At 68.4% G+C, this 21532-nt stretch carries 22 protein-coding genes; 12 read left to right on the plus strand and 10 right to left on the minus strand.

The annotated features are described in order from the left end of the window. Nucleotides 1–3: 3 nt before the first annotated feature. The gene (locus tag AAHH99_RS16925) at nt 4–615 is read right to left on the minus strand and encodes a DUF1353 domain-containing protein (RefSeq protein WP_418769764.1); all 612 of its coding nucleotides are present in this window, start codon (nt 613–615) and stop codon (nt 4–6) included. 245 nt (nt 616–860) lie between these two features. Between AAHH99_RS16925 and fdxA the strand changes: the two genes are divergently transcribed. Beyond that, the gene (fdxA, locus tag AAHH99_RS16930) at nt 861–1184 is read left to right on the plus strand and encodes a ferredoxin (RefSeq protein ID WP_418769765.1); all 324 of its coding nucleotides are present in this window, start codon (nt 861–863) and stop codon (nt 1182–1184) included. Between the two features lie 23 nt (nt 1185–1207). Further along, complete coding sequence (gene dapC / locus AAHH99_RS16935; RefSeq protein WP_418769766.1) at nt 1208–2341, plus strand: succinyldiaminopimelate transaminase; 1134 nt, start codon at nt 1208–1210, stop codon at nt 2339–2341. On the opposite strand, the gene AAHH99_RS16940 is transcribed toward dapC, so the two are convergent. Continuing rightward, a complete protein-coding gene (locus tag AAHH99_RS16940; RefSeq protein WP_418769767.1) occupies nt 2328–3911 on the minus strand; it encodes a PucR family transcriptional regulator in 1584 nt (527 codons plus the stop codon). The two genes, dapC and AAHH99_RS16940, sit on opposite strands and share 14 nt — an antisense overlap. 93 nt (nt 3912–4004) lie before the next feature. Between AAHH99_RS16940 and pruA the strand changes: the two genes are divergently transcribed. Further along, nucleotides 4005–5639 (plus strand): L-glutamate gamma-semialdehyde dehydrogenase, encoded by a 1635-nt coding sequence (gene pruA / locus AAHH99_RS16945; protein ID WP_418769768.1) that lies wholly within the window; start codon nt 4005–4007, stop codon nt 5637–5639. Next, nucleotides 5639–6637, plus strand: a complete 999-nt coding sequence (locus tag AAHH99_RS16950; RefSeq protein ID WP_418769769.1) for a proline dehydrogenase family protein — start codon at nt 5639–5641, stop codon at nt 6635–6637. Before pruA ends, AAHH99_RS16950 begins: the two co-directional genes overlap by 1 nt. On the opposite strand, the gene AAHH99_RS16955 is transcribed toward AAHH99_RS16950, so the two are convergent. The 4 genes from AAHH99_RS16955 to AAHH99_RS16970 all read right to left on the minus strand — a co-directional run bounded on the left by AAHH99_RS16955 (nt 6634) and on the right by AAHH99_RS16970 (nt 8379). Further along, complete coding sequence (locus tag AAHH99_RS16955) at nt 6634–7170, minus strand: hypothetical protein (protein ID WP_418769770.1); 537 nt, start codon at nt 7168–7170, stop codon at nt 6634–6636. The two genes, AAHH99_RS16950 and AAHH99_RS16955, sit on opposite strands and share 4 nt — an antisense overlap. 58 nt (nt 7171–7228) lie before the next feature. Beyond that, a complete protein-coding gene (locus AAHH99_RS16960) occupies nt 7229–7366 on the minus strand; it encodes a hypothetical protein (protein WP_418769771.1) in 138 nt (45 codons plus the stop codon). Between the two features lie 80 nt (nt 7367–7446). After that, nucleotides 7447–7821: a VOC family protein gene (locus AAHH99_RS16965; protein WP_418769772.1), complete on the minus strand. Its 375-nt coding sequence runs from the start codon at nt 7819–7821 to the stop codon at nt 7447–7449. Nucleotides 7822–7893: 72 nt separating this feature from the next. Continuing rightward, on the minus strand, nt 7894–8379 hold the full coding sequence (locus AAHH99_RS16970; RefSeq protein ID WP_418769899.1) for an NUDIX domain-containing protein: 486 nt from the start codon (nt 8377–8379) through the stop codon (nt 7894–7896). A 93-nt stretch (nt 8380–8472) separates the two neighbouring features. Between AAHH99_RS16970 and AAHH99_RS16975 the strand changes: the two genes are divergently transcribed. Beyond that, the gene (locus AAHH99_RS16975) at nt 8473–9873 is read left to right on the plus strand and encodes an acyl-CoA synthetase (RefSeq protein WP_418769773.1); all 1401 of its coding nucleotides are present in this window, start codon (nt 8473–8475) and stop codon (nt 9871–9873) included. Next, nucleotides 9870–10220 (plus strand): VOC family protein, encoded by a 351-nt coding sequence (locus AAHH99_RS16980; protein WP_418769774.1) that lies wholly within the window; start codon nt 9870–9872, stop codon nt 10218–10220. The genes AAHH99_RS16975 and AAHH99_RS16980 overlap by 4 nt, the downstream gene beginning before the upstream one ends. A gap of 37 nt (nt 10221–10257) precedes the next feature. On the opposite strand, the gene AAHH99_RS16985 is transcribed toward AAHH99_RS16980, so the two are convergent. Then, entirely contained in the window at nt 10258–11313 is a 1056-nt protein-coding gene (locus tag AAHH99_RS16985) for an IS110 family transposase (RefSeq protein ID WP_418769775.1), read from the minus strand. Between the two features lie 271 nt (nt 11314–11584). Here AAHH99_RS16985 and AAHH99_RS16990 point away from each other — a divergent pair, with 271 nt between their 5' ends. Then, nucleotides 11585–12145, plus strand: coding sequence for a M15 family metallopeptidase (locus AAHH99_RS16990; RefSeq protein WP_418769900.1), 561 nt, complete (start codon nt 11585–11587; stop codon nt 12143–12145). Nucleotides 12146–12253: 108 nt separating this feature from the next. Here the strand turns inward: AAHH99_RS16990 and dapD are convergent, their stop codons facing one another. Continuing rightward, entirely contained in the window at nt 12254–13198 is a 945-nt protein-coding gene (gene dapD, locus AAHH99_RS16995) for a 2,3,4,5-tetrahydropyridine-2,6-dicarboxylate N-succinyltransferase (protein ID WP_418769776.1), read from the minus strand. A gap of 24 nt (nt 13199–13222) precedes the next feature. Here dapD and dapE point away from each other — a divergent pair, with 24 nt between their 5' ends. From dapE to AAHH99_RS17015, 4 genes are all read left to right on the plus strand, one after another. Beyond that, on the plus strand, nt 13223–14287 hold the full coding sequence (gene dapE / locus AAHH99_RS17000) for a succinyl-diaminopimelate desuccinylase (RefSeq protein ID WP_418769777.1): 1065 nt from the start codon (nt 13223–13225) through the stop codon (nt 14285–14287). A gap of 102 nt (nt 14288–14389) precedes the next feature. Continuing rightward, complete coding sequence (locus AAHH99_RS17005) at nt 14390–16006, plus strand: ABC-F family ATP-binding cassette domain-containing protein (protein ID WP_418769778.1); 1617 nt, start codon at nt 14390–14392, stop codon at nt 16004–16006. Between the two features lie 93 nt (nt 16007–16099). Beyond that, complete coding sequence (locus tag AAHH99_RS17010) at nt 16100–17218, plus strand: hypothetical protein (RefSeq protein ID WP_418769779.1); 1119 nt, start codon at nt 16100–16102, stop codon at nt 17216–17218. Nucleotides 17219–17230: 12 nt separating this feature from the next. Further along, nucleotides 17231–17920 (plus strand): hypothetical protein, encoded by a 690-nt coding sequence (locus AAHH99_RS17015; protein WP_418769780.1) that lies wholly within the window; start codon nt 17231–17233, stop codon nt 17918–17920. Between the two features lie 3 nt (nt 17921–17923). On the opposite strand, the gene AAHH99_RS17020 is transcribed toward AAHH99_RS17015, so the two are convergent. Both AAHH99_RS17020 and AAHH99_RS17025 read right to left on the minus strand, forming a co-directional pair. Next, nucleotides 17924–18691, minus strand: coding sequence for an ESX-1 secretion-associated protein (locus AAHH99_RS17020; protein ID WP_418769781.1), 768 nt, complete (start codon nt 18689–18691; stop codon nt 17924–17926). A 46-nt stretch (nt 18692–18737) separates the two neighbouring features. Then, nucleotides 18738–20831 carry a tetratricopeptide repeat protein gene (locus AAHH99_RS17025; protein WP_418769782.1) on the minus strand — a complete coding sequence of 698 codons (2094 nt, stop codon included), beginning with the start codon at nt 20829–20831 and terminating at the stop codon, nt 18738–18740. A gap of 83 nt (nt 20832–20914) precedes the next feature. Here AAHH99_RS17025 and AAHH99_RS17030 point away from each other — a divergent pair, with 83 nt between their 5' ends. Further along, the gene (locus AAHH99_RS17030) at nt 20915–21490 is read left to right on the plus strand and encodes a TIGR00730 family Rossman fold protein (protein ID WP_418769783.1); all 576 of its coding nucleotides are present in this window, start codon (nt 20915–20917) and stop codon (nt 21488–21490) included. Nucleotides 21491–21532 lie beyond the last annotated feature (42 nt).

Genomic DNA, 21532 nt, shown 5'->3' on the forward strand with positions numbered 1-21532 from the left:
CCGTCAGGTCTTCAACGGCAGCGGTGGTGGTGTCTCGTCGGGCACCACCACCGCGACGACCGACTCGAGAAGCCAGAAGACCACGGTCGCCACCACGATCACCAACGCGGGCACGACGATGATCGGGGCGGCGACGAGCAGCACCAGAAGCAGGGCGCCCGGCAGATCTCTCCACCAGCCGGCGCCTCCCTTGCCCTGCAGGATCGCGGCCAGCCGCACCGTCGCCCAGATAATCCAGCGCCGCAGCAGGCTCACGCCATCGCGCTGCATCTGCAGGCGAAAGCGATAGTCGGCGGTCCGGCGGTCGCAACCCGTGCGCTCAGGAAAGCGCCACAGGTAGTCGTGGAGGACGGCCGCGCGCGCATAACGCCCGGCGCGAGGCACGAACCAGGCCACCACGCCCGGCACCGACACCAGATCGGTTGCGAAGTCGGCGCTGACCTCGAACTGCTCGTTCGGCCCCTCGAACCTGAGCCGCTGCGTAGTTCGCCACTCGTCCCACGCGCTCTCCTTGAAGACCCGTTTGGTGGCGCGTACGGCGTCGACCTCGGCTGCGGTCAGTTGTCGGACATGGAGGACGGCCGTCTTGTCGACGGGCGGGGCGCAACGTTCCATCACGCAGGTATAGCAAGGTCGTCGCCTCGCGCGGTCGGACTAAGGGGTGTCTGCTAGGCAGTTGTATGTGCAACGTTTAGTATCAGTAACCACGCGCAACCCTTAACAGGGCTGCGTGTGAAAGTTAGGGCACACTGAGACGACCGTCCAAGTAACGACCACGGATACTTGCGGCTGAGCTTGGATGCCCACCCCGTACGGCAGCCCACCGGACAGGAGATCGAGGAGACCTTGAGGAGAACACGGTGACGTACGTCATTGCCGAGCCTTGTGTCGACGTCAAAGACAAGGCGTGTATCGAGGAATGCCCAGTCGACTGCATCTACGAAGGCGCTCGCATGCTCTACATCCACCCAGATGAGTGCGTGGACTGTGGTGCCTGCGAGCCGGTGTGCCCCGTCGAGGCCATCTACTACGAAGACGACGTGCCCGATCAGTGGAGCAGCTACACGCAGCTCAACGCCGACTTCTTCGACGAACTCGGTTCGCCCGGTGGCGCGTCGAAGGTGGGCCAGACCGACAACGACCCGGAGCCGGTCAAGAGCATGCCGCCGCAAGGTGAGGACTGAAAACGGTTCACACAGGGCGCAGTATGCCGCCGCCCGCACAGCGCGGCCGAGCGGCGCGACAGCCCCGTAGCGCGTCGCTGCCGGCGTTTCCCTGGGACACGCTGGCCGACGTGACCGCTCTGGCTCGCGCGCACCAGGACGGCATCGTCGACCTGTCCGTGGGCACCCCGGTGGACCCGGTGGCGCCGGTCATCCGCGATGCGCTGACGGCGGCCAGCGCCTCGCCCGGCTACCCGACCACGGCAGGCACCCCGGCACTGCGAGAGGCTGCCGTGAACGCGCTGGCGCGTCGCTACGGCATCACGGGCCTGTCGGCCGACAGCGTGCTGCCGGTGATCGGAACCAAAGAGCTCATCGCCTGGTTGCCGACGCTGTTGGGGCTGGGTCCCGACGACGCTGTGGTCGCGCCCGAGCTGGCCTATCCGACGTACGACGTCGGCGCGCGGCTGGCGGGCGCGCGGATCGTGCGGGCCGACTCCCTGACACAACTCGGTCCGCAGACCCCCGCTCTGGTGTACCTGAACTCGCCGAGCAACCCGACGGGCAAGGTGCTGGGCGTCGACCACCTACGCAAGGTGGTCGGCTGGGCACGCGAGCGCGGTGTACTGGTCGCCTCCGACGAGTGTTACCTCGGGCTCGGCTGGGACGCCGCACCGGTGTCGGTGCTGCATCCGTCGGTGTGCGACGGGGACCATACGGGGTTGCTGGCCGTGCATTCGCTGTCCAAGACGTCGTCGCTGGCCGGGTATCGGGCCGGTTTCGTCGCGGGAGACCCGAGCGTCGTCGCCGAGCTGCTGGCGGTTCGCAAGCACGCCGGAATGATGGTGCCGACACCGGTGCAGGGCGCGATGGTCGCCGCTCTCGACGACGACGAGCACGAATGCGAGCAGCGCGCCCGCTACGAGAAACGGCGTGAGATCCTGCTTCCGGCCGTGCGTGCGGCCGGGTTGACCGTCGAAGACTCCGAGGCCGGGTTGTACCTGTGGGCAACGCGCGGGGAGCCTTGCCGCGACACCGCCGCCTGGCTCGCGCAGCGCGGCATCCTCGTCGCACCCGGCGAGTTCTACGGCGCCCGCGGGACCAAACACGTGCGGATCGCGTTGACCGCGACCGACGAGCGGATATCGGCGGCCGCACAGCGCCTCACGGCCGGCTAGGTTCCGTCGCTCGTAAGCCGAGCGCGAGCACCAGCCGGTCGTCGGGATCGTTCAGCGACGTCGACAACAACTTCTCGATGCGACGGATTCGGTAGCGCACCGTGTTCGGATGCACGTGTAATCGCTGAGCGACCGCGGTGATGTCACCGAACGCGTCAAGGTAGGCCCCGAGCGTTTCGGCGAGCACCGGATCCTGTTCTCGCAGTTGATGTATCCGCGGGTCGACGAGCCGCTGACCGACCCGCGACACGATCTCGTCGAGCAGCACGGTGGTACGCGCGTCGTCGAGCGACGCGACATGGCCGATCGCGCCGGGATGACGCTGTGCGCTGTCGAAGACCCGGTCCACATCGGCGCGTGCGTTCGCGGCGGCCGCCAGTCCGGCAAGCGGGGCGGCGACGACCGTCCGCAGCGAGAGACCCAGTTCCCGGTCGAGCGTCGCGACCACACCGCGCGCCCACGACATCACCGACGACGGCGCACCGATCTTCGGAAGTAGCACATAGACCCGCCCACCACTCGACGTGATCTGAGCATCGGGCCGAAAAGCGCTGGCGCTCAGGGCGATCACGCTCGCCGGTGTGGTGCCCTCGGGATCGACGAAACCGACGAGTGCCCCTCGGCCCTCGACGGAGATGCCGAGTTCCTGTGCGACGGCTGCGACATCGACCGCGTCACCGGACAGGCCGAGCAGCTCCTGCAGCTGTCTGGTGTGTGTGGACGGCGAGGCCGACAGCCGCGACAGGATTCGTGCCGCCAAGACAGCGCCGCCGCGCAGCACCTCCTCCACATCGTCGGCCAGCGCAACCGAACCCTGCTGCAGCCAAATGGTTCCGGCGAACCGGTCCGCTTTCGCATCGGGAACGTGGATGCCGACCGCCAGGCGCGGTCGCAGCCCCAACTCCGGTCGTTCGGCGACGCGCACGATGTCGGTGCTCGAACGCAGGGCGTCGAAAATGCCCCACTGCGCGAGCCAGGCCAGGTGCTCGGGCGGGCCGGCGCGGCCGAGGATGGTCAGCCGGCGTAGCTCGTCGGCCTCATCGCTGGACGCCGAATACGCCAGCACGTGGGAATTCTCGTCCTCGATGCTGATCATGCCGCGAGTGCGATCGGCCATCGACTGGGCCAAGCCGAACAGGTCGGTGCCCGGATCGTGGTGCGGATCGCCATGGTCGCCGTGATGTTCGAACGCGTGGTTCACCAGTTTGTACAGCGACTCCCAGCGGGCCTGCGGTTCGACGGCCACCACCGCGGTGCCCAGCGCGACCGCCTGCTCGACCGCGGCAGGAGACGGTTCCTTGACGAAGATCGCCGCGGGCACCCGGCCGGTGCCTGCGAACTGCCGCTCGAGCCAGCGCACCGCGTCCACGTCGTCGACACCGAGCAGAAAGAACAGGTCCGCCGAGCCGGGTCCGACGGCCAGACCCAGCCGGACATCGTCGGCGTCGACCAGGGCGACCGATGCGACGGGCATGTCCAGGCCGCGCGGCGCCTCGACCAGCGTCACCATGGTCCGGTCCAGCGTCAGCAGCAGTCGGCCGAGGCCGAGACCGGCGGTTCGTGGCTCCATCGCACACCCCTTTGTCTGATCCGACTATAGATCGCCGGTGGCATTGTCGAATCGGCCATCGGATCGGGAGTCGTGGCAGAGCATCATTTCGTCATGGATGCGATCACCGACGTGCCCCCTCCGGTGAACGAGCCGGTCCACGAATACGCGCCGGGCTCGGGTGAACGCGCCCGGCTCATCGAGGCACTCACCTCCGTCGCCGCCCACCCCGCCGACCTGCCGCACGTCATCGGCGGCCGGCACCGGATGGGTGACGGCGACCGCATCGACGTGGTGCAGCCACACCGTCACACCGACCCTTCCGGGCGGTTGGGCACTCTGACCAACGCCACTCACGCCGACGCTGCTGCCGCCATCGAGGCCGCGATGGCCGCCAAAGTGCAGTGGGAGGCCACTCCGTTCGACGACCGGGCAGCGGTGTTCCTGCGGGCGGCCGACCTCCTCGCAGGCCCGTGGCGCGAAAAACTGTGCGCCGCCACCATGCTCGGGCAGTCGAAGTCGGCGTACCAAGCCGAGATCGACGCGGCCTGCGAGCTCATCGACTTCTGGCGGTTCAACGTCTCGTTCGCCCGAAAGATCCTCGAGCAACAACCGATCAGCGTGCGCGGGGTCTGGAACCGCACCGACTACCGACCGCTCGATGGATTCATCTACGCGATCACGCCGTTCAACTTCACCGCGATCGCGGGCAACCTGCCGACCGCGCCTGCGCTGATGGGCAACACCGTGATCTGGAAGCCCTCGCCCACCCAGACATTCGCCGCCTATCGCACGATGCAGTTGCTGGAGCAGGCCGGTCTGCCGCCCGGCGTCATCAACCTGCTCACCGGGGACGGCGTGGCGGTTTCCGAGGTGGCGCTGTCGGATCCGCGGCTGGCAGGCATCCACTTCACCGGGTCGACCACGACGTTCCAGCATCTGTGGCGCGAGGTGGGCAACAACATCGACCGCTACCACGGCTACCCGCGTCTGGTGGGCGAGACGGGCGGCAAAGACTTCGTCGTCGCCCATGCCAGCGCGCAGCCCGACGTGCTGCGCACGGCGCTGATCCGCGGCGCGTTCGACTATCAGGGCCAGAAGTGCTCGGCGGCGTCACGGGCGTTCATCGCGCGCTCGGTGTGGCAACAGATGGGTGACGACTTTCTCTCGGCGACAGAGGAACTGCGCTACGGCGACGTGGCCGACCTGAGCAACTTCGGCGGTGCGCTGATCGACGCACGGGCGTTCGCCAAGAACGTCAAGGCGATCGAGCGCGCGAAGACGGCCCACGTGACCATCGCCGTCGGCGGCGAATACGACGACATGGAGGGCTATTTCGTCCGCCCGACCGTGCTGTTGTCCGACGACCCGACCGACGAATCGTTCCACACCGAGTATTTCGGGCCGATCCTGGCGGTTCACGTCTACCCCGACGACGGATACGACCGCATCCTCGACGTCGTCGACACCGGGGCGAAGTACGCGCTGACCGGTGCGGTGATCGCCGACGACCGCTCGGCGGTGCTGCAGGCCGAACGGCGACTGCGCCATGCCGCAGGCAACTTCTACATCAACGACAAGCCGACCGGCGCAGTCGTTGGGCAGCAGCCCTTCGGCGGATCGCGGGCATCGGGCACCAACGACAAGGCCGGTTCGGCGCTGAACCTGCTGCGGTGGACGTCGGCGCGCTCGGTCAAGGAGACCCTCGTCCCCCCGACCGACCACAACTATCCGCACATGGGGCAGTGATGGGGGTCTTCGAACGGTTTGCGCGGCCGGCGATCATGGCCGCGGGCCGGCGGGACTCTCTGCGAAGAGCCGCCGAGCGCCTTCCGGTGACACGCGATGTCGTGCACCGGTTCGTGCCGGGGGAGACGGTGCACGACGCGCTCGATGCCGTTGTCCAATTGCGTGATTCGGGTCGCCTCGTGTCGGTCGACCACCTCGGCGAGGACGTGACCGACGCGGACACCGCGACCGAGAACGTGCACGCGTATCTGGCGCTGCTGGACGGACTCGCACGGCGTGAAGAGGGGCCGGCGGTCGTGCGACCGCTCGAGGTCTCGTTGAAGTTGTCGGCGTTGGGGCAGGCGCTGGCACGCGACGGTGAGAAGATCGCGCTGGAGAACGCTCACACCATCTGCGAACGGGCACAGGGCATCGGCGTGTGGGTGACGGTGGATGCGGAAGACCACACCACCACCGATTCGACCCTGTCGATCGTGCGCGATCTGCGCACCGAGTTCGGCTGGCTGGGAACGGCTCTGCAGGCGCACCTCAAGCGCACCCATGCCGACTGCCGGGAATTCGCCGCCCCTGCTGCATTCTCTTCGCGCAAGCGCTCATCGGCGGCTGCGCGAATCCGGTTGTGCAAAGGTGCTTACAACGAACCGGCGTCGGTGGCCTACCGCGACCGCGACGCCGTCACCGACTCCTACCTGCGCTGCCTTCGGGTGCTGATGGCAGGGAACAGTTACCCGATGGTGGCCTCGCACGACCCGGCCGTCATCGCGGCGGTACCCGCACTGGCCGCCGAGAACTACCGCAGCCGAGACGATTTCGAATACCAGATGCTGTACGGCATCCGCGATGCCGAGCAGCGCAGGCTGACCGATGCGGGCAACCATGTGCGGGTGTACCTGCCATTCGGCGCCCAGTGGTACGGGTACTTCGTGCGCAGGCTCGCAGAGCGGCCCGCCAACCTGATGTTCTTTCTGCGGGCGCTGGCCGAACGTCGCGGCGCCTAGAGTGCCACGCCGACGGGAATACCGGGCGAGCTGACGGGGCGGGCCGCGACCGGCATCACGACCGTCCCCCGGCATGCTCCGCCCAGGATCTCGGTCTGCCAGGTCCCGAACAGCTGTCCGTCGATGTCGGGGGCGTAGAACACGCGGGACCGCGCCGGCGCGTACTCGCTAGCAACCCCATCACCGCGGAAGCACTCCCACTGCCAGTTGTAGGCGTACTGCCACCGCGCCCCGTCCCAGGTGTAGCGGACCGGTTGCGGGATGGTGGGATTGCCCGGCGCGGGACCCGACACGACGGTGGCGACGCACAGCCCAGTCGAGCAGTCGGTCGCCAGCACGTACTGCGCGCTGAAATCGGGTTCAGGTTGAGCGGCGGCGATGCTGGTGCCCATCTTGTCCGACGCGTAGGTGACGATCTCGTAGCGCCCGTTCCACGCCGGATTCGCTGCGGCGGCCGTCGGCAACAGCGAAACACTCGCGGCCACAGCACATGTCAGCCCCAACAGCGCACTGGTCAGGGCACGGGCGGACATATCGTGAACATTACTGAGCCGAATTCCCCCGACCCCTCGCGACACGGTTTGCCGAAGGCTACGACACCGTCACGGATTGGTCTCGATGTGCCGGTGGTTGCGGGGTCTCGCCGCAACCGGCGGAGGACACGACGAAGTAGCCGGCGCCGCCGAACACCAGCGGCATCATCGCCATCATCCCGTAGATCGCGGTCATCGTGTCACCTCCCCCGATCGCTCCTACTTGGTATACGAAGCAGCGCGGCTCGCGGTTCGAAGTCATTGTCGACGGGCCGGTTACACCCGAGGCGAGAAGATGCGGAACGTGTTGTCCTCGGGATCGCGGAAGACGACCCAGTACAAACCGTCCTCCTGGTGATCACTGACCCGCACCGCGCCCAACGATTCGACCCGGTCGGCGTGCTCCGACCACGCGGGTCCGCCGTTGAAGTCGATCATCAGCCGATTCTGTCCCGTGGGTAAATCCGCGGCCGTTTGCCCCTGGAACATCCAGGTCACGCCGCCGTCGTCGAGGCCGACGGTCGCGAACTCCGCGGTCGCGTGCTCGTCGACCGGCCGGTTGAGCACCCTGGACCAGAAGCGCGCCAGCGCAGCGGCGTCGCGGCAGGCGAACGAGTACATGCCGATCGGCATGGTGTCTGAGGTCGCCATGTTCAGTCTCCCGTGGTCGCTTTTCTGCGTCACTGTGAAGACTCGGCACCGCGACCAAACTCATCGCATCCGCTAGTGCCCCGACAGCACCAGCAGGGTCCATGCCGCGATCGACTGCGCGTCGGTGATCACCCCGTCGCGCATCATCTGCTCGATCTCGGCACGGGTGAACCATTCGCTGTGCATGTCCTGTTCCTCGTGCTCGCGGTCGTGCTCGCCCTCGGTGATGCCGGTCGCCAGGAACACCCAGCCGCGCTGGCTGCTCATTCCGGGCGCCACGTCGAGCAGTCCCAGCCGCACCAGCTCCGACGCGCGCAGGCCCGTCTCCTCGCGCAGTTCGCGGGCCGCAAGGTCGGCGGGCGCGAGTGCCTTCTGGTCCGGGGCGGTGCCCTGCGGAAACTCCCAGCGCCGGAGACCCAGCGGATAGCGGAACTGCTCGACCAGTCGGAACCGGTCACCGTCCCTGGCAATCACCAACGCATACGTAGGCTTGTCCACGACCGCGTAGATGCCGTCGCTGCCGTCGGGTCGGCGGATGTCGTCCTCACGCAGCGCCATCCAGTTGTTTCGGTAGACCTCGCGCGACGCCAGCCGCTCAATGTGAGTCACGCGCCCAGTATCGCCGAGTCGATATGGGTAACCTCGCTGCTTATGCTGCTGGCTTCGCTCAACCCCGCCGCGGTCGCGGGTGGTGCTGACGTCGGGGACGCGGTCCGCATCGCCGGGGCGCAGTTGTCGCGCAGCGATCTGGTGGGCGCCGCGACTTCGGTGGCCGAACGCGTCGCGGGTGCGCACCGGGTCGCCGTGCTGGCCACCCCGACCGTGGAGACCGTATTGGCGGTGACGGGCTGCCTGATCGCCGGTGTGCCGGTCGTCCCGGTGCCCGCCGACGTCGGCGCCGCCGAGCGCAGACACATACTGGGCGACTCGGGCGCGCAGGCGTGGCTGGGGGAGAAGCCCGCGGAGACCGAGGGTCTGCAGCACGTGCCGGTGCGACTGCACGCCCGCTCGTGGCACCGCTACGCCGAACCGCCCGCCGAGTCGCCCGCGTTGATCGTCTACACGTCCGGCACGACCGGCCCGCCCAAGGGTGTCGTTGTCAGCCGCCGCGCGATCGCCGCCGACATTGACGCACTCGCCGAAGCGTGGCAGTGGACCCCCGACGATATCCTGGTGCACGGCTTGCCGCTGTATCACGTGCACGGGTTGATCCTCGGCCTGCTGGGGTCGCTGCGCATCGGAAACCGATTCGTGCACACCGGAAAACCGAGTCCGCAGAACTATGCGGCGGCAGGTGGGACGGTGTACTTCGGGGTGCCGACGGTGTGGTCGCGGGTGGCCGACGACGCGGAGGCGGCAAAGGCTCTGGGGTCGGCGCGGCTGCTGGTATCGGGCAGCGCCCCGCTGCCGGTGCCGGTGTTCGACAAGTTGGTCGAAAGGGCCGGGCACCGGCCTATCGAACGCTACGGCTCGACGGAGTCGTTGATCACGATCAGCACCCGCGCCGACGGTGAGCGCAGACCCGGCTGGGTAGGCCTGCCGCTGACCGGTATCCAGACGCGGCTGGTCGACGAGCACGGTGGCGCGGCGCCGCACGACGGGGAAACCATTGGTCAGCTTCATGTTCGGGGCGCGACGTTGTTCGACGGCTACCTCAACCGACCCGATGCGACAGCCGAGGTACTCGACGCCGACGGCTGGTATCGCACGGGCGACGTCGCGGTGATAGACGCCGACGGTATGCACCGGATCGTCGGACGCGAATCCGTCGACATGATCAAGACCGGAGGTTTCCGGGTGGGCGCCGGCGAGATCGAGGCGGCGCTGCTTGGGCACGATGGCGTGCGCGAAGTCGCGGTCGTCGGTTTGCCCGACGAGGACCTCGGCCAGCGCATCGTCGCGTTCGTCGTCGGTGACGCCACCCCGGACGAGCTGATCGAGTTTGTGGCCCAACAGCTTTCGATACACAAGCGACCTCGTGAGGTGCGGCTGGTGGACTCGCTGCCGCGCAACGCGATGGGCAAGGTGCTCAAGAAGGAGCTGGCACGGTGACGCTGAAGTTCGACGAGATCTGCATCGACGCCCACGACGCTTCCGCATTGGGCCGGTGGTGGTCGCAGGTGCTGGGCTGGCCGCACGACGTCGACGACGACGGTGACGTCGTGCTGCACGCACCGACTGGCGCCGGCCCCAACTGGCTGTTTCTCGGGGTGCCCGACGACAAGGTCGTCAAGAATCGCATCCACTTCGACTTTCGGCCCGACGATCAGCAGGCCGAGGTCGAGCGGGTGGTCGGCCTCGGGGCCCGCCACGTCGACATCGGCCAGGGCGACGAAAGCTGGATCGTGCTGGCCGATCCGGAGGGCAACGAATTCTGCATCCTGGCCGCCGAAGATTGACCCCGCCCGCCCTTGTTGTGCGAGCATTGCTCCTATGTCAAGCCGCGGTGGTTTGGCCTGTGTGGTGGCGTGTTTGTTCGTCGGCGTGTAAGCGGTTGTAGACGACTCGTGCCAGGCGTCGTTTGAGGCAGCGCAGGGCTTCTTTGGTGGAGTCGCCCTGGGCGAGTTTCATGCGGTAGTAGGCGTGTCCTGGGCTGCCGACGAGGCGGATCTGGGTCAGTGCGATGCGGTGCAGGGCGGCGTTGAGTTGTCGGTTGCCGGCGCGGCTGAGGCGCACACGGCCGGTGGTGTTGCCTGACCAGACGGGGATGGGGGCGGTGCCGCTGTGGCAGGCGAAGGCGGCTTCGCTTTTGAACCGGGTGATGCCGGCGGTTTCGCCGACGAGTTTGGCGGCGGTGAGCTCGCCGCAGCCCGGCAGTGCCAGCAGTTGTGGAGATACTGGCTGCACGGCGTCGCTGATGCGGGTGTCGAGGGCTTTGATGGCCAGGGTGAGTCGGATGATGTCACCGAGCTCGTCGGTGGCCAGCTCGGCCAGCAGCCCGTCTTGGGTGGCCAACCATGCGGCCAGGGTGGTCTGGGTTTTGGCCCGGTCAAGTGATCCCTTCTTCGGCGCCTGGGTCGGGTCGAGTTCGTGGATCCGGCCCAGGAGTCTGTTGATGGTGGCAGTGCGTTGTCCCACAAGGTCTTCGCGTCGATCGACCAGTAGCTTGAGTTCGCGCGAAACCTCGTCGTGTGCCGCTACAGGCAGATCGCGATGGCGCAGGACCGCGCGAGCCACCGCCAAGGCGTCGATGGGATCGGATTTCCCTCGAGTGCGTGCACCGGCGCGTTCGTGGGCCATCAGTTTCGGTGCCACTCGCACCACCTTCTGCCCGGCCGATAACAGGTCGCGCTCCAGCCGCGCCGAGAGATTGCGGCAATCTTCGATACCCCACAGTAGGTCCTCGCCGAAGGTGGTCTTGGCCCAGGCCAACGCGGCTAGATGCCCTTGTGTCGTTGCGGGGACGACTTTCTCTCCGACCTCGCGGCCCCGTTCGTCGACAGCGACGAAGGTGTGGGTGCGCTTGTGTACATCGGCTCCAAGAACCACCATGGACGGTGCCTTCTTTCATCGTGATGGGTGAGGAGAAGGTTGGGCCGACCGGTTGGACACATCTCAGTGGGGGCGATACCACGCTCCTATCAAGTCACGCCGGTCGGTCCTTCCATCCGGCGTCGGCAATATGCTCGAATGCCAACCCCGAAAGATGGCAGTGCGCGTCTGAGCCAAACACCAGATGAAAAGAACCCAACCACCGCTACGCGGCAATCACCACAGTGACACTGAGTGCGTGTTCGCACACGACACGCCGCGAAATCTCAGCATCTTGCGCACGCTCGCGGCGGCTTCAGTGTGCGCAATCGCCGCATGTGGCACACCTCCGCCACCGCCACCCCCGGCGCCCGCCCTCGGCCAAGAGCCGCTGAGCATCGGACCGGCCGCGCAGGACACCGTCGGTGGCTGGCTGCCCGACAACCGGACGGTCAGCCCGTTCGACACCGAGCATCCGATCGTGAAGTGGCTCGACCCCGCGCTGCGCGAGGCGGTGCAGAAAGCGGCGCGTAGCGCCGAAGACGACGGCATAAAGATGCGCATCACATCCGGCTGGCGATCGAAGGGGTTTCAGGAGCGGCTCTTCGACGACGGCGTCGTCCGGTACGGAAGTGTCCAAGCGGCAAGGGAATTCGTCGCCTCACCGGAGAAGTCGAAGCACGTGACCGGCGAAGCCGTCGACATCGGGCCCGTCGAGGCGGACAAGTGGCTCATCACCAACGGCCGCCGCTTCGGTCTGTGTCAGATCTACGCCAACGAGATCTGGCACTTCGAGTTGGCGGTCGTCGGCGGACGCTGTCCGCCGCTCAAGCCGAACGCCGCAGCGGATTGAGCAGTGTTCTCACGCCGCGAGCGACCGCAAAATGTACGCCCACACCGGCGTGTTGCGGTACAAACACGGACGCTCGCGCAACATAAGGAAGGGGGGCGGTGCTCAACCTCAGTTCTGGTGGAGCGCTTCGTTCAGTGTGATGCCGGTGCCGTCGCGATTGACCACCTCGACGGCGCCTGAAAGCGAATTACGCCGGAACAACAGGTTGTTGGCACCCGACAACTCCCGCGCCTTGACGGTCTTGCCGTCACCGGTCTGCACCTTGGTGCCCGCCGTGACGTACAACCCCGCTTCAACCACACAGTCGTCGCCGAGCGAAATGCCAAGGCCCGCATTGGCGCCGAGCAGACACCGCTTGCCGATCGAGATCACCTCGGTGCCGCCGCCCGACAGCGTGCCCATGATCGACGCGCCGCCGCCGACGTCGGATCCGTCGCCGACCACCACGCCGCCCGAGATCCGGCCCTCCACCATCGAGCTGCCCAGCGTGCCCGCGTTGAAGTTGACGAAACCCTCATGCATGACGGTCGTGCCCTCGGCCAGATGCGCACCGAGCCGTACTCGATCCGCGTCGGCGATCCGCACGCCCGTCGGCAGCACATAGTCGACCATCCGCGGGAACTTGTCGACGCCGTAAACCGTCACCGGACCGCGTTTGCGCAGGCGCGCCCGCACGGTCTCGAAGCCCGCGACCGCGCACGGTCCGTGGTTCGTCCACACGACGTTCGTCAGCACCCCGAAGAAGCCGTCCGCGTTCAAGCCGTGCGGCGCGACGAGGCGGTGCGAGAGCAGGTGCAGCCGAAGATAGGCGTCGTAGGCGTCGGCGGCCTTGTCCTCCAGCGACGAGATCACCGTCCGGACCGCCACGATGTCGACACCGCGATCCTCGTCGCGCCCGGTCAGCGCGCCCAACTCTTCGGGCACCTCGGCCACCGACAGCCGCACCGTGCCCGACGGGCCGTCTGCTCCGAGTTCGGGTGCCGGGAACCACGTGTCGAGGACAGATCCGTCGGCGGCGATCGTCGCCAGTCCTATACCTGCAGCAGAAGTCACGCAGTAGAGACTAACGTCAGCCGTGTGGGCCTCGATTTGCACGGTGATCCGATCGCGCTGACCGCTGCGCTGGTGGACATTCCCAGCGAGTCGCGCCACGAACGGTGCCTCGCCGACGAGGTCGAGGCCGCGCTGCGCGAGCAGACCTCCCTCGAGGTGATCCGCAGCGCCGACGCCGTGCTGGCCCGCACGAACCTGGGGCTACCGTCGCGGGTGCTGCTCGCCGGCCACCTCGACACAGTGCCCGTCGCCGACAACCTGCCCAGCCGGCTCGTCGACGGGGAACTGCACGGCTGCGGCACCTCGGACATGAAATCGGGCAACGCGGTTTTCCTGCACCTGGCGGCCACCGTCGCCAAGCCGACGCACGACATCACGCTGGTCATGTACGACTGCGAGGAGATCGAGGCGTCGGCCAACGGACTGAACCGCATACAAACCGAACTGCCCGACTGGCTGCGGGCCGACGTCGCGATCCTCGGCGAACCCTCCGACGGCTACATCGAGGCCGGCTGCCAGGGCACGCTGCGTGTCGTGATCAGCGCGAGCGGTACCCGCGCCCACTCGGCGCGGTCGTGGTTGGGCGACAACGCGATTCACAAACTCGGACCCGTGCTCGACCGGCTGTCGTCCTATCAGGCCCGCAGCGTGGAGATCGACGGCTGCACCTACCGCGAAGGCCTGTCCGCCGTGCGCATCGACGGCGGTATCGCGGGCAACGTCATCCCCGATGGGGCCTCGGTGTCGGTGAACTTCCGGTTCGCACCCGACCGCGATGTGGACGAGGCGCTGCACCACGTGCGCGAGGTGTTCGACGGCCTCGACGTCGAGATCGAACTGACCGACTCGGCGGCCGGCGCGCTACCCGGACTGACCAAGCCGGCCGCGGCCGCGCTGGTGGCTGCCGCAGGTGGACAGGTCCGGGCCAAGTACGGATGGACCGACGTGTCGCGATTCGCCGCGCTCGGCGTTCCCGCGGTCAACTACGGCCCCGGTGATCCGAACTTGGCGCACCGTGTCGACGAGCGCGTCGAGGTCGCGAAGATCACCGCCGCGACCGATGTGTTGCGCCGGTATTTAACCGCTTGACCGCGCACCTACGCTGAATGCATGTGAGTTGACGACGTCTCCGGGTGCCGCCCGGATCCGACCGTCCCCCTTTTCCGTGCGAGAAACGAAGCGATCACTCACATGTCTTCCATCGTCTGTTCCCAGTTGTCTTTTCTATGGCCCGACGACACGCCGCTGTTCGACGGATTGTCCTGCACCGTCGGAGAGGGCCGGACCGGTCTGGTCGCCCCCAACGGCGCAGGAAAGAGCGTGCTGCTCAAACTGATCGCCGGTGAGATGACGCCGACGTCGGGTTCGGTCACCGTCGGCGGCACGCTCGGGTACTTGCCGCAGACGCTGCCCTACATCGCCCACCACACCGTCGCCGAACTGCTCGGTGTCGCATCGGTCATCGCAGCGCTCGACGCGCTGGCCGAGGGGAACCTCGATGCCGACATCTTCACCACGATCGGCGACGACTGGGACGTCGAGGAGCGCGCGCGGGCGCAGCTGGATCGGCTCGGACTGAGCCACATGGCGCTCGACCGTCGACTCGACACGCTGTCGGGCGGCGAGATCATCAGCATCGGCATCGCCGGTCAGCTGCTGAACCGGCCCGACGTCTTGCTGCTCGACGAACCGACGAACAACCTCGACATCGACGCGCGCCACCGGCTCTACGATGTGCTCGACGACTTCAAGGGCTGCCTGCTGGTGGTCAGCCACGATCGGCTGCTGCTCGACCGCATGGACCGGATCGCCGAGCTGCACCGTGACGAGATCCGCTCCTACGGTGGCAATTTCACGCGGTACACCGAGGCGGTGAGCCACGAGCGGCGCGTCGCCGAGAACAATGTCCGCAGCGCTCACCAGCTGCTGAAGCGCGAGAAGCGCGAGATGCAGCAGGCGCGTGAGTGTGCGGCGCGGCGGGCGGGCACGGCGGCGCGCAATCTCAGCGACGCCGGGCTACCGAAAATCGTTGCAGGAGCGCGTAAGCGGCGAGCCGAGGAGACCGCGGGCCGCGTCGACGGCGTGAACGCCGCGCGGGTCGACGCTGCCAGGGCTCGCCTGGACGACGCCGAGCGGGCGATCAGGGACGACGACGCGCTCGTACTGGACCTGCCCGGCACTGACGTACCCGCCGGCCGGGATGTGCTCACCGTAAAGGGGTTGCGCTTCTCGGCCGGTGAGCGGCTGCTTTTCGACGACGTCGACCTGTCGGTGCGGGGGCCGGAGCGTATCGCGCTGATCGGGCGCAACGGGGTGGGCAAATCGACGCTGCTGCGCATCGTCGGCAGGGACCTGGCGCCGGACGCCGGTTCGGTATGGCGCAGCGGCGGCCGCGTGGCGTATCTGTCACAGCGACTCGACCTGCTCGATCCGCACCGTAGCGTCGCCGAGAGCCTCGCCGCGTACGCGCCGAGCCTTTCTCACACCCGTCGCATGCACCTCCTGTCACAGTTCCTCTTCCGAGGCGACCGGATCCATTTGCCGGTCGGCGTACTGTCCGGCGGTGAGCGGCTGCGCGCCACGCTGGCGTGTGTGTTGTTCGCCGAACCGGCGCCCGAGTTGCTCCTGCTCGACGAGCCCACCAACAACCTCGACCTCGTCAGCGTCGGGCAGATTCAAGCCGCGCTGAACGCGTACCGGGGCGCGTTCGTCGTCGTCAGCCACGACGAGCGCTTCCTCGCCGACATCGGCGTGCAGCGGTGGCTCCGGCTATCCGGCGGCCGTCTCGAGGAGCAATGGATGCCCTGATCGGACGTCACGCCGCGTGAAATCGGCGCACTGGCAGCTATCCGCGGCACGGTAAGTTTGAGACCCGTAGCGTGTCGTCAAGGGGGTCGCGCCATGGGCATCGCGCCCGATTCCAGCCCGTACGGTGGTCAGACCGTGACCGGCCCGGGCTGGCCGAACGTCGACGAGGAGACGTTGGCCGCAGCGGCCGCGTCGTACGAGGCGTTGGCCTCCAAGATCAGCGGCAACGTCGTCCCCGAACAGCAGGGCCAGCTGATGCAGCTGTCCGATTCGTGGGAGGGCGCGGGCGCGCTGGCCGCCGCGGGGGAGGCCACCAGCATCATCGGCGGGCACGAGGCCAACGCGGCGCAGGCGGCCGCGATCGCGGCGAAGCTGCGCGCGATGGAGGCCACGGTCGTGAAGACGAAGATGCTGGCGAACACGATCGCCCAAGAAGTCCAGCACGAGTGTGAGGCCCTCGCGGCGATGCCGTTCAGCAACGCCCAAGAGCTGGTGCAGAGTCGGATCAAGATGGGGCTGTCGCAGAACATCGCCAACATCACGGCCAGCACCACCGAACTCGCCAACACCCTCGGTGTACCGCCGAGCATCCCGCTTTTCGGCGTGCCGCCCGTGCCCGGCGCCAAGGAGGCGCAGGACAGCGGGGAGGAAGCCGCGAAGCAGGCCGGTGACGGTTCGCAGCAGGCGATGCAGATGGTCGGCCAGATGGGAGCCATGGCCGCACAGCTGCCGATGCAGATCGGCCAGTCGCTGATGCAGGTGCCGCAGCAGCTGGGCCAGCAGCTCTCGCAGCCGCTGCAACAGCTGACGTCGATGTTCGGCCAGGGCGGAAAGGCCGACTCCCTCGGTGCCGCGGGGCTGCCGTTCTCGTCGTTCTCCAACCATCCGCTCGCCGGCGGCTCGGGCGCCGGCGGCGGGTCCGGCATGGTGCGGGCGGCGTCACTGCCGGGCTCCGGCGGTGCGCCACTGCAGACTCCGCAGATGGCCAACCTTGTCGGCAGCAAGGCGGTCAGCACCGCACCCGCGCCCGAGGGCGCGACCGCGGGGGCCGCAGCGGTCGGCGGGGCCGCCCCGATGGCCGCGGGCGGCGGTATGGGGGGGATGGCCCCGATGATGGGCCAGCGCGGCGTCAGCGGTGGCACCGCACCGGGGTTGGCCGTGCCCGCCCCGCTGGAGCACGATCTCGACGACGACGACGATGACGACTGGTGACGAGGAGCGCGCATGGGTAGCCCACTGAAAAAGCCCGACGGCATCAGCTGGAACGCGGCGGCGGTCGAACTGCCCGAGATACCGATGATTCCAGCGGGACAAGACGCGATGAGCGCCACCATTTCGGCGGTGCTGCCGACCCTGGCCGCCCAGCTGACCACCAACGTCGCCGCGCTGTCGGCCAAGGAGAACACGTTCTCGGGCAAGGTGGGCGCCGCGCAGGCCGCCTATGAGAACTCCGACGACGCGGGCTCTCAGTCGGTCGGCCAGATCGTCGGGATGCTCGGCCAGGTGGGCCAGCAGGCGGGTCAGATGGGGCAGATGGCTGGGGCGCCCGCTCAGGCCCTCGGCGGGCAGACCGGAATGTTCGGCTCCCTCATGCAACAGGCCATGCAAGGCGCCCAGTCGCCGGGCGGCTCGTCGGCAACCGGCGGGGGTGCGCCACCGAGCGGTGGTGCCGCCGCCACGGGCGGGCCGACGGCGCAGAGCCCGGGTGCGGGCGCACCGGCGCAGCAGCCTCGCGACGATTCCGGGCTGCAGACCGGTGAATCCGTCGACCGTGAGGACCAGCGGCCGTTGCACCGCGCCGACGACCGCCCGTGGGACGGCGCCGCAGGACCACAGGGCAGTGAATCGGGTGCGGGCGCTGTCCCCGTCACCCCGCCGGAGTCTGGGGACGACGACGTCGCCCGCAACCTGTAGCGGTTAACCCACCTGGGGACGCGTCTGTGCGGGTCGCGGGACCTCCGCGGCGGCCGGCGCCTCCGCTGCGCGACCCACCGCCGAATCGCTAGGTGCGGCTTGGTATTCCGGTTCGGCGCGGCGCGTCAGCTCGGATGGCTCCTCGGACAGTCCCTCGTCGGAGCGTTCGCCGGCGCCCTCATCGTTGACGCGACTGTCGTCGCGCTCGGGTGTCTCCTCGCCTCGCGCGGCCTGCTGTAAGCCTTGCGCAATCATCTGCGGAACCTGTTGCAGCCCTTGGGCAAGACCCAGCAGCGGTGCCGTCATCGACCCGACGAGCTGCCCGACCTGCTGTCCGACCTGCCCGAGCATCTGGCCGACCATCTGATCGCCGGGCGGGCCTGCCGTGCCGTTCGCGGGGGAGCCTAGGACACTCCCTGTTGTCGGTGCGCTCTCGCTCGCTTGCGTATCCGGTTGGCCGTCAAGCGCTTCAGCGGCCGCACGCAACTTCTCGGCCCCGTCGTGGTCGCCCTGCTCGTACATCTGGGCGGCCTTCCGCAGCAGTTCGGAGATCGTCGCACCCGTGCCGGCGGTGGCGTGCACGGTGCCTAGCCGGGCGTCGAGCGCGCTCGACAACGCGGCACCCACTCCGGCCGCGATCCGGCCGTGGCTGGTCTGCACTCCGGTTGCCTCGGGTACGCCGGTGAGCACGTGCGACAGGTCCGTCGCGACGCGGTCGTGGATCGAAGCGGATGACCGCAACCCGTCTGTCTGCGCGAACAACTGGCTCATGACAGTCAAGCCTAAAGCTGCTGCAGAACCGGTCCTGACACGAATTTCAGCGGTGGGCTTCGCCTTGGGCTGCGGCGTCCGCGGCGGCGCCGTGCCACCCGCACGCCGCATAGGCCTGGGACGCCTCGGCCAGCGCAGCGGCATCCCGCGCGGTGAGCGCCCGGCTGTGCGCTAGCGCCAATTGCCCAGTTGTGCAGTCACATTCGACGCTCACCCGTTCGATCGCGTCCGCGGCCCGCATGTCGCCGAGCCGCACCGCGTCCACCAGTGAGCGCATCGCGACGGCCGTCTGGCCTCCGCGTTCGGCACTGCGTACCGCCTCACGAGCCGCGGCGACGGCGCCGTGCTCGTCGCGGCGCGCCCACATCGTCCACGCCCGTGCGAGCGCCAACTCCGGGGCGAACAGCATCGATTTCAAGCCGTGCCGAGACTCGGCGCGCGCCAATGCCTTTCCCGCCTCGACACCCGCACCGAGCTGGCCGAGCGCCTGGGCCAGCAGCATCCACGCCAACGGACCCCACGAGTAGCCGGTCGGGGCCAACGCCGCGGCCGCACGGCGCAGCAGGCGCACCGCTTCCTCGAGCTCACCCTTGGCGATCAACACGTCGGCCACCAGCACCTCACCGATCGCGCGCCCCGGTTGTTGCAGCTGCGCGAAGTCGGTGAGACTCTGGGCAAGCTGCTGGGCCCGGTCCAGTTCACCTGCCATCAGCAACGCCGTCGTCTGCCCGAATCCGCTGGTGAACCGCAGAAGCCCCGGATGTCCGGCGGCCATCGCCCGCTCGGCCAACGCGTCGACATCGGCGAACCGGCCCGTCCGCGCCGAGCTCAACGCCGCGGCCGCCGCCGCCCAGCCGATCGCGGTGTCGTCGGCGTCCGGCGACGCCAACACGTGGGCGGCCACCTCCATCGCCCGCGACACGCTCCCGGCGTTCATCGCAAACGTCGCCGACAACGCATCGAGTGTGATGCGTGCGGCCGGCGACGACACCCGGTTGCGTGTCGCACGCAGGAACGCCGTGGCGCGCTCGGGCTCGGACAGCATCCAGAACTGGTTGGCGGCGCGCGGCAGCGCCCACGCCATCAGCTCGGTCTCCGACAGCGCGGCACCGTTCACGCCGTCGAGCACCGCGTCCGCGTCGCGGCCTCGGCCCTGCCACGCCAACGCGTACGCCAGCGTCAGCCGGGTGGGGAGGTCGTCGGGTGCGCCCTGCAGCGCGGCGCGGCCGAGCCGTTCGCTGAGCACCAGATCGCCGAGGCGCAATGCCTCCGCGGCCGCCGGGGACAGCTCGGCGGGTCCCTGCGGACTGTCGCTGTCGAGCGCCAGCACCGCGCGGCGCAACCTGTCGACGGCGCCGTGACCGGCCCGCCCGGCCAGTCGGTCGACGACTTCGCCCCGCAGCCTGCGCAGCTCCGGGCCTCCCAACGCCTCGCGCACCGAGTCGGCGAACAGCGGATGCGCCGGGTGCACCCAACCGTCGTCGACCACGACGGCGCCCGAAGCCGCTGCGGCCTCGACCGATTCCGGGTCCACCAAGGCTTCGAGCTCGTCGAGCGCCAGCGGGTCGTCGACGGCCAGGTACTCCAGGACGCGATAGGCGGCGTCCGGCAGGGCGGCGACGAATTCGCCGACCGAAGTGGCCACCCGACGGTCGTCGTGTCCCGGCGGCTCGAGGTCGATGCGTTCGACGAGGCCGTCGTCCCACAACGCCGAGACACCGTCGGCCATCACCCCGGCCGGCGCCACCGTCACGATCAGCGCGGCGGCGCCGCTGACCGCGAGCTGGTAGATCAGCGCCGCCGACAACGGATCCAGTAGATGAGCGTCGTCCACCACCAGCAAGCGCCCGTCGCCCAGAGTGTCGCGGGCGCTGCGCAGAACGTCTGTGGTCTTGCCGGTGTCGGCGACATCGATGAGTCGACTGACCGCGGCGAATGGGACCGCGGCCATCGGCGTGGTGGCGGTGACCCAGTCGACGCGGTGGTAGGCCCCTGCGAGCCGTTCTGCGGCCGCCCGCGCCAGCGTCGTCTTACCCACGCCCGCGGGACCGATCAGGACGGCGCCGGAACGCTTCTGCAGACCGGCTTCGATCGAATCGAGTGCCGGTCCGGGCGGCGAGGTGACCCACTCAATCGGCACCGCCGGAGTCTATGGCTAAATCGATCGCCGCACTCCTGAACGCGGCTGGGGCCGCTTGATCGTCGTGCGGCTAGGTTGTGCTCGTGTCCGCTGAACCCAACGCTCGCGAGTCCGGTCGTCAGTGGGCGGTGTGTGTCTACTGCGCGTCGGGTCCGGTGCATGCCGAGCTCATCGGGCTGGCCGAGGAGGTCGGGATCGCGATCGCCGAGCGGGGTTGGAGCCTGGTCTCCGGCGGCGGAAACGTCTCGGCGATGGGTGCGTTGGCGACGGCGGCCAGGTCCCGCGGGGGCCACACCGTCGGTGTCATCCCGAAGGCGCTGGTGCATCGCGAGGTCGCCGACGTCGACGCCGACGAACTCGTCGTCACCGACACGATGCGTCAACGCAAGGAAGTCATGGAGGGGCGGGCGGACGCGTTCATCGCCCTGCCCGGAGGCATCGGCACGCTCGAGGAGTTCTTCGAAGCCTGGACAGCGGGTTATTTGGGTATGCATGACAAACCGGTCGTGCTGCTCGACCCCATCGGGCACTACGACGGGCTGTTGGCTTGGCTGCACGATCTGCGCGACAGCGGGTACGTCGCGCAGGGGGCACTGGACCGATTGGTCGTCGCTGTCGACGTCGAGTCGGCCATGACGGCGTGTGCGCCACCGCCATGAACACGGTCACTAGGGTGTGCGACAAACGAACAGGGAGGGACG

Source organism: Mycobacterium neumannii, from assembly GCF_048452905.1.
Taxonomy (GTDB): Bacteria; Actinomycetota; Actinomycetes; order Mycobacteriales; family Mycobacteriaceae; genus Mycobacterium; species Mycobacterium neumannii_B.

Bases quoted from the DNA above. Each gene is read 5' to 3' on its own strand.
- AAHH99_RS16925 (WP_418769764.1), bottom strand. From the start codon at position 615: ATGGAACGTTGCGCCCCGCCCGTCGACAAGACGGCCGTCCTCCATGTC.
- dapC (WP_418769766.1), top strand. From the start codon at position 1,208: ATGCCGCCGCCCGCACAGCGCGGCCGAGCGGCGCGACAGCCCCGTAGC.
- AAHH99_RS16940 (WP_418769767.1), bottom strand. From the start codon at position 3,911: ATGGAGCCACGAACCGCCGGTCTCGGCCTCGGCCGACTGCTGCTGACG.
- pruA (WP_418769768.1), top strand. From the start codon at position 4,005: ATGGATGCGATCACCGACGTGCCCCCTCCGGTGAACGAGCCGGTCCAC.
- AAHH99_RS16950 (WP_418769769.1), top strand. From the start codon at position 5,639: ATGGGGGTCTTCGAACGGTTTGCGCGGCCGGCGATCATGGCCGCGGGC.
- AAHH99_RS16955 (WP_418769770.1), bottom strand. From the start codon at position 7,170: ATGTCCGCCCGTGCCCTGACCAGTGCGCTGTTGGGGCTGACATGTGCT.
- AAHH99_RS16960 (WP_418769771.1), bottom strand. From the start codon at position 7,366: ATGACCGCGATCTACGGGATGATGGCGATGATGCCGCTGGTGTTCGGC.
- AAHH99_RS16965 (WP_418769772.1), bottom strand. From the start codon at position 7,821: ATGGCGACCTCAGACACCATGCCGATCGGCATGTACTCGTTCGCCTGC.
- AAHH99_RS16970 (WP_418769899.1), bottom strand. From the start codon at position 8,379: ATGGCGCTGCGTGAGGACGACATCCGCCGACCCGACGGCAGCGACGGC.
- AAHH99_RS16975 (WP_418769773.1), top strand. From the start codon at position 8,473: ATGCTGCTGGCTTCGCTCAACCCCGCCGCGGTCGCGGGTGGTGCTGAC.
- AAHH99_RS16985 (WP_418769775.1), bottom strand. From the start codon at position 11,313: ATGGTGGTTCTTGGAGCCGATGTACACAAGCGCACCCACACCTTCGTC.
- AAHH99_RS17005 (WP_418769778.1), top strand. From the start codon at position 14,390: ATGTCTTCCATCGTCTGTTCCCAGTTGTCTTTTCTATGGCCCGACGAC.
- AAHH99_RS17010 (WP_418769779.1), top strand. From the start codon at position 16,100: ATGGGCATCGCGCCCGATTCCAGCCCGTACGGTGGTCAGACCGTGACC.
- AAHH99_RS17015 (WP_418769780.1), top strand. From the start codon at position 17,231: ATGGGTAGCCCACTGAAAAAGCCCGACGGCATCAGCTGGAACGCGGCG.
- AAHH99_RS17020 (WP_418769781.1), bottom strand. From the start codon at position 18,691: ATGAGCCAGTTGTTCGCGCAGACAGACGGGTTGCGGTCATCCGCTTCG.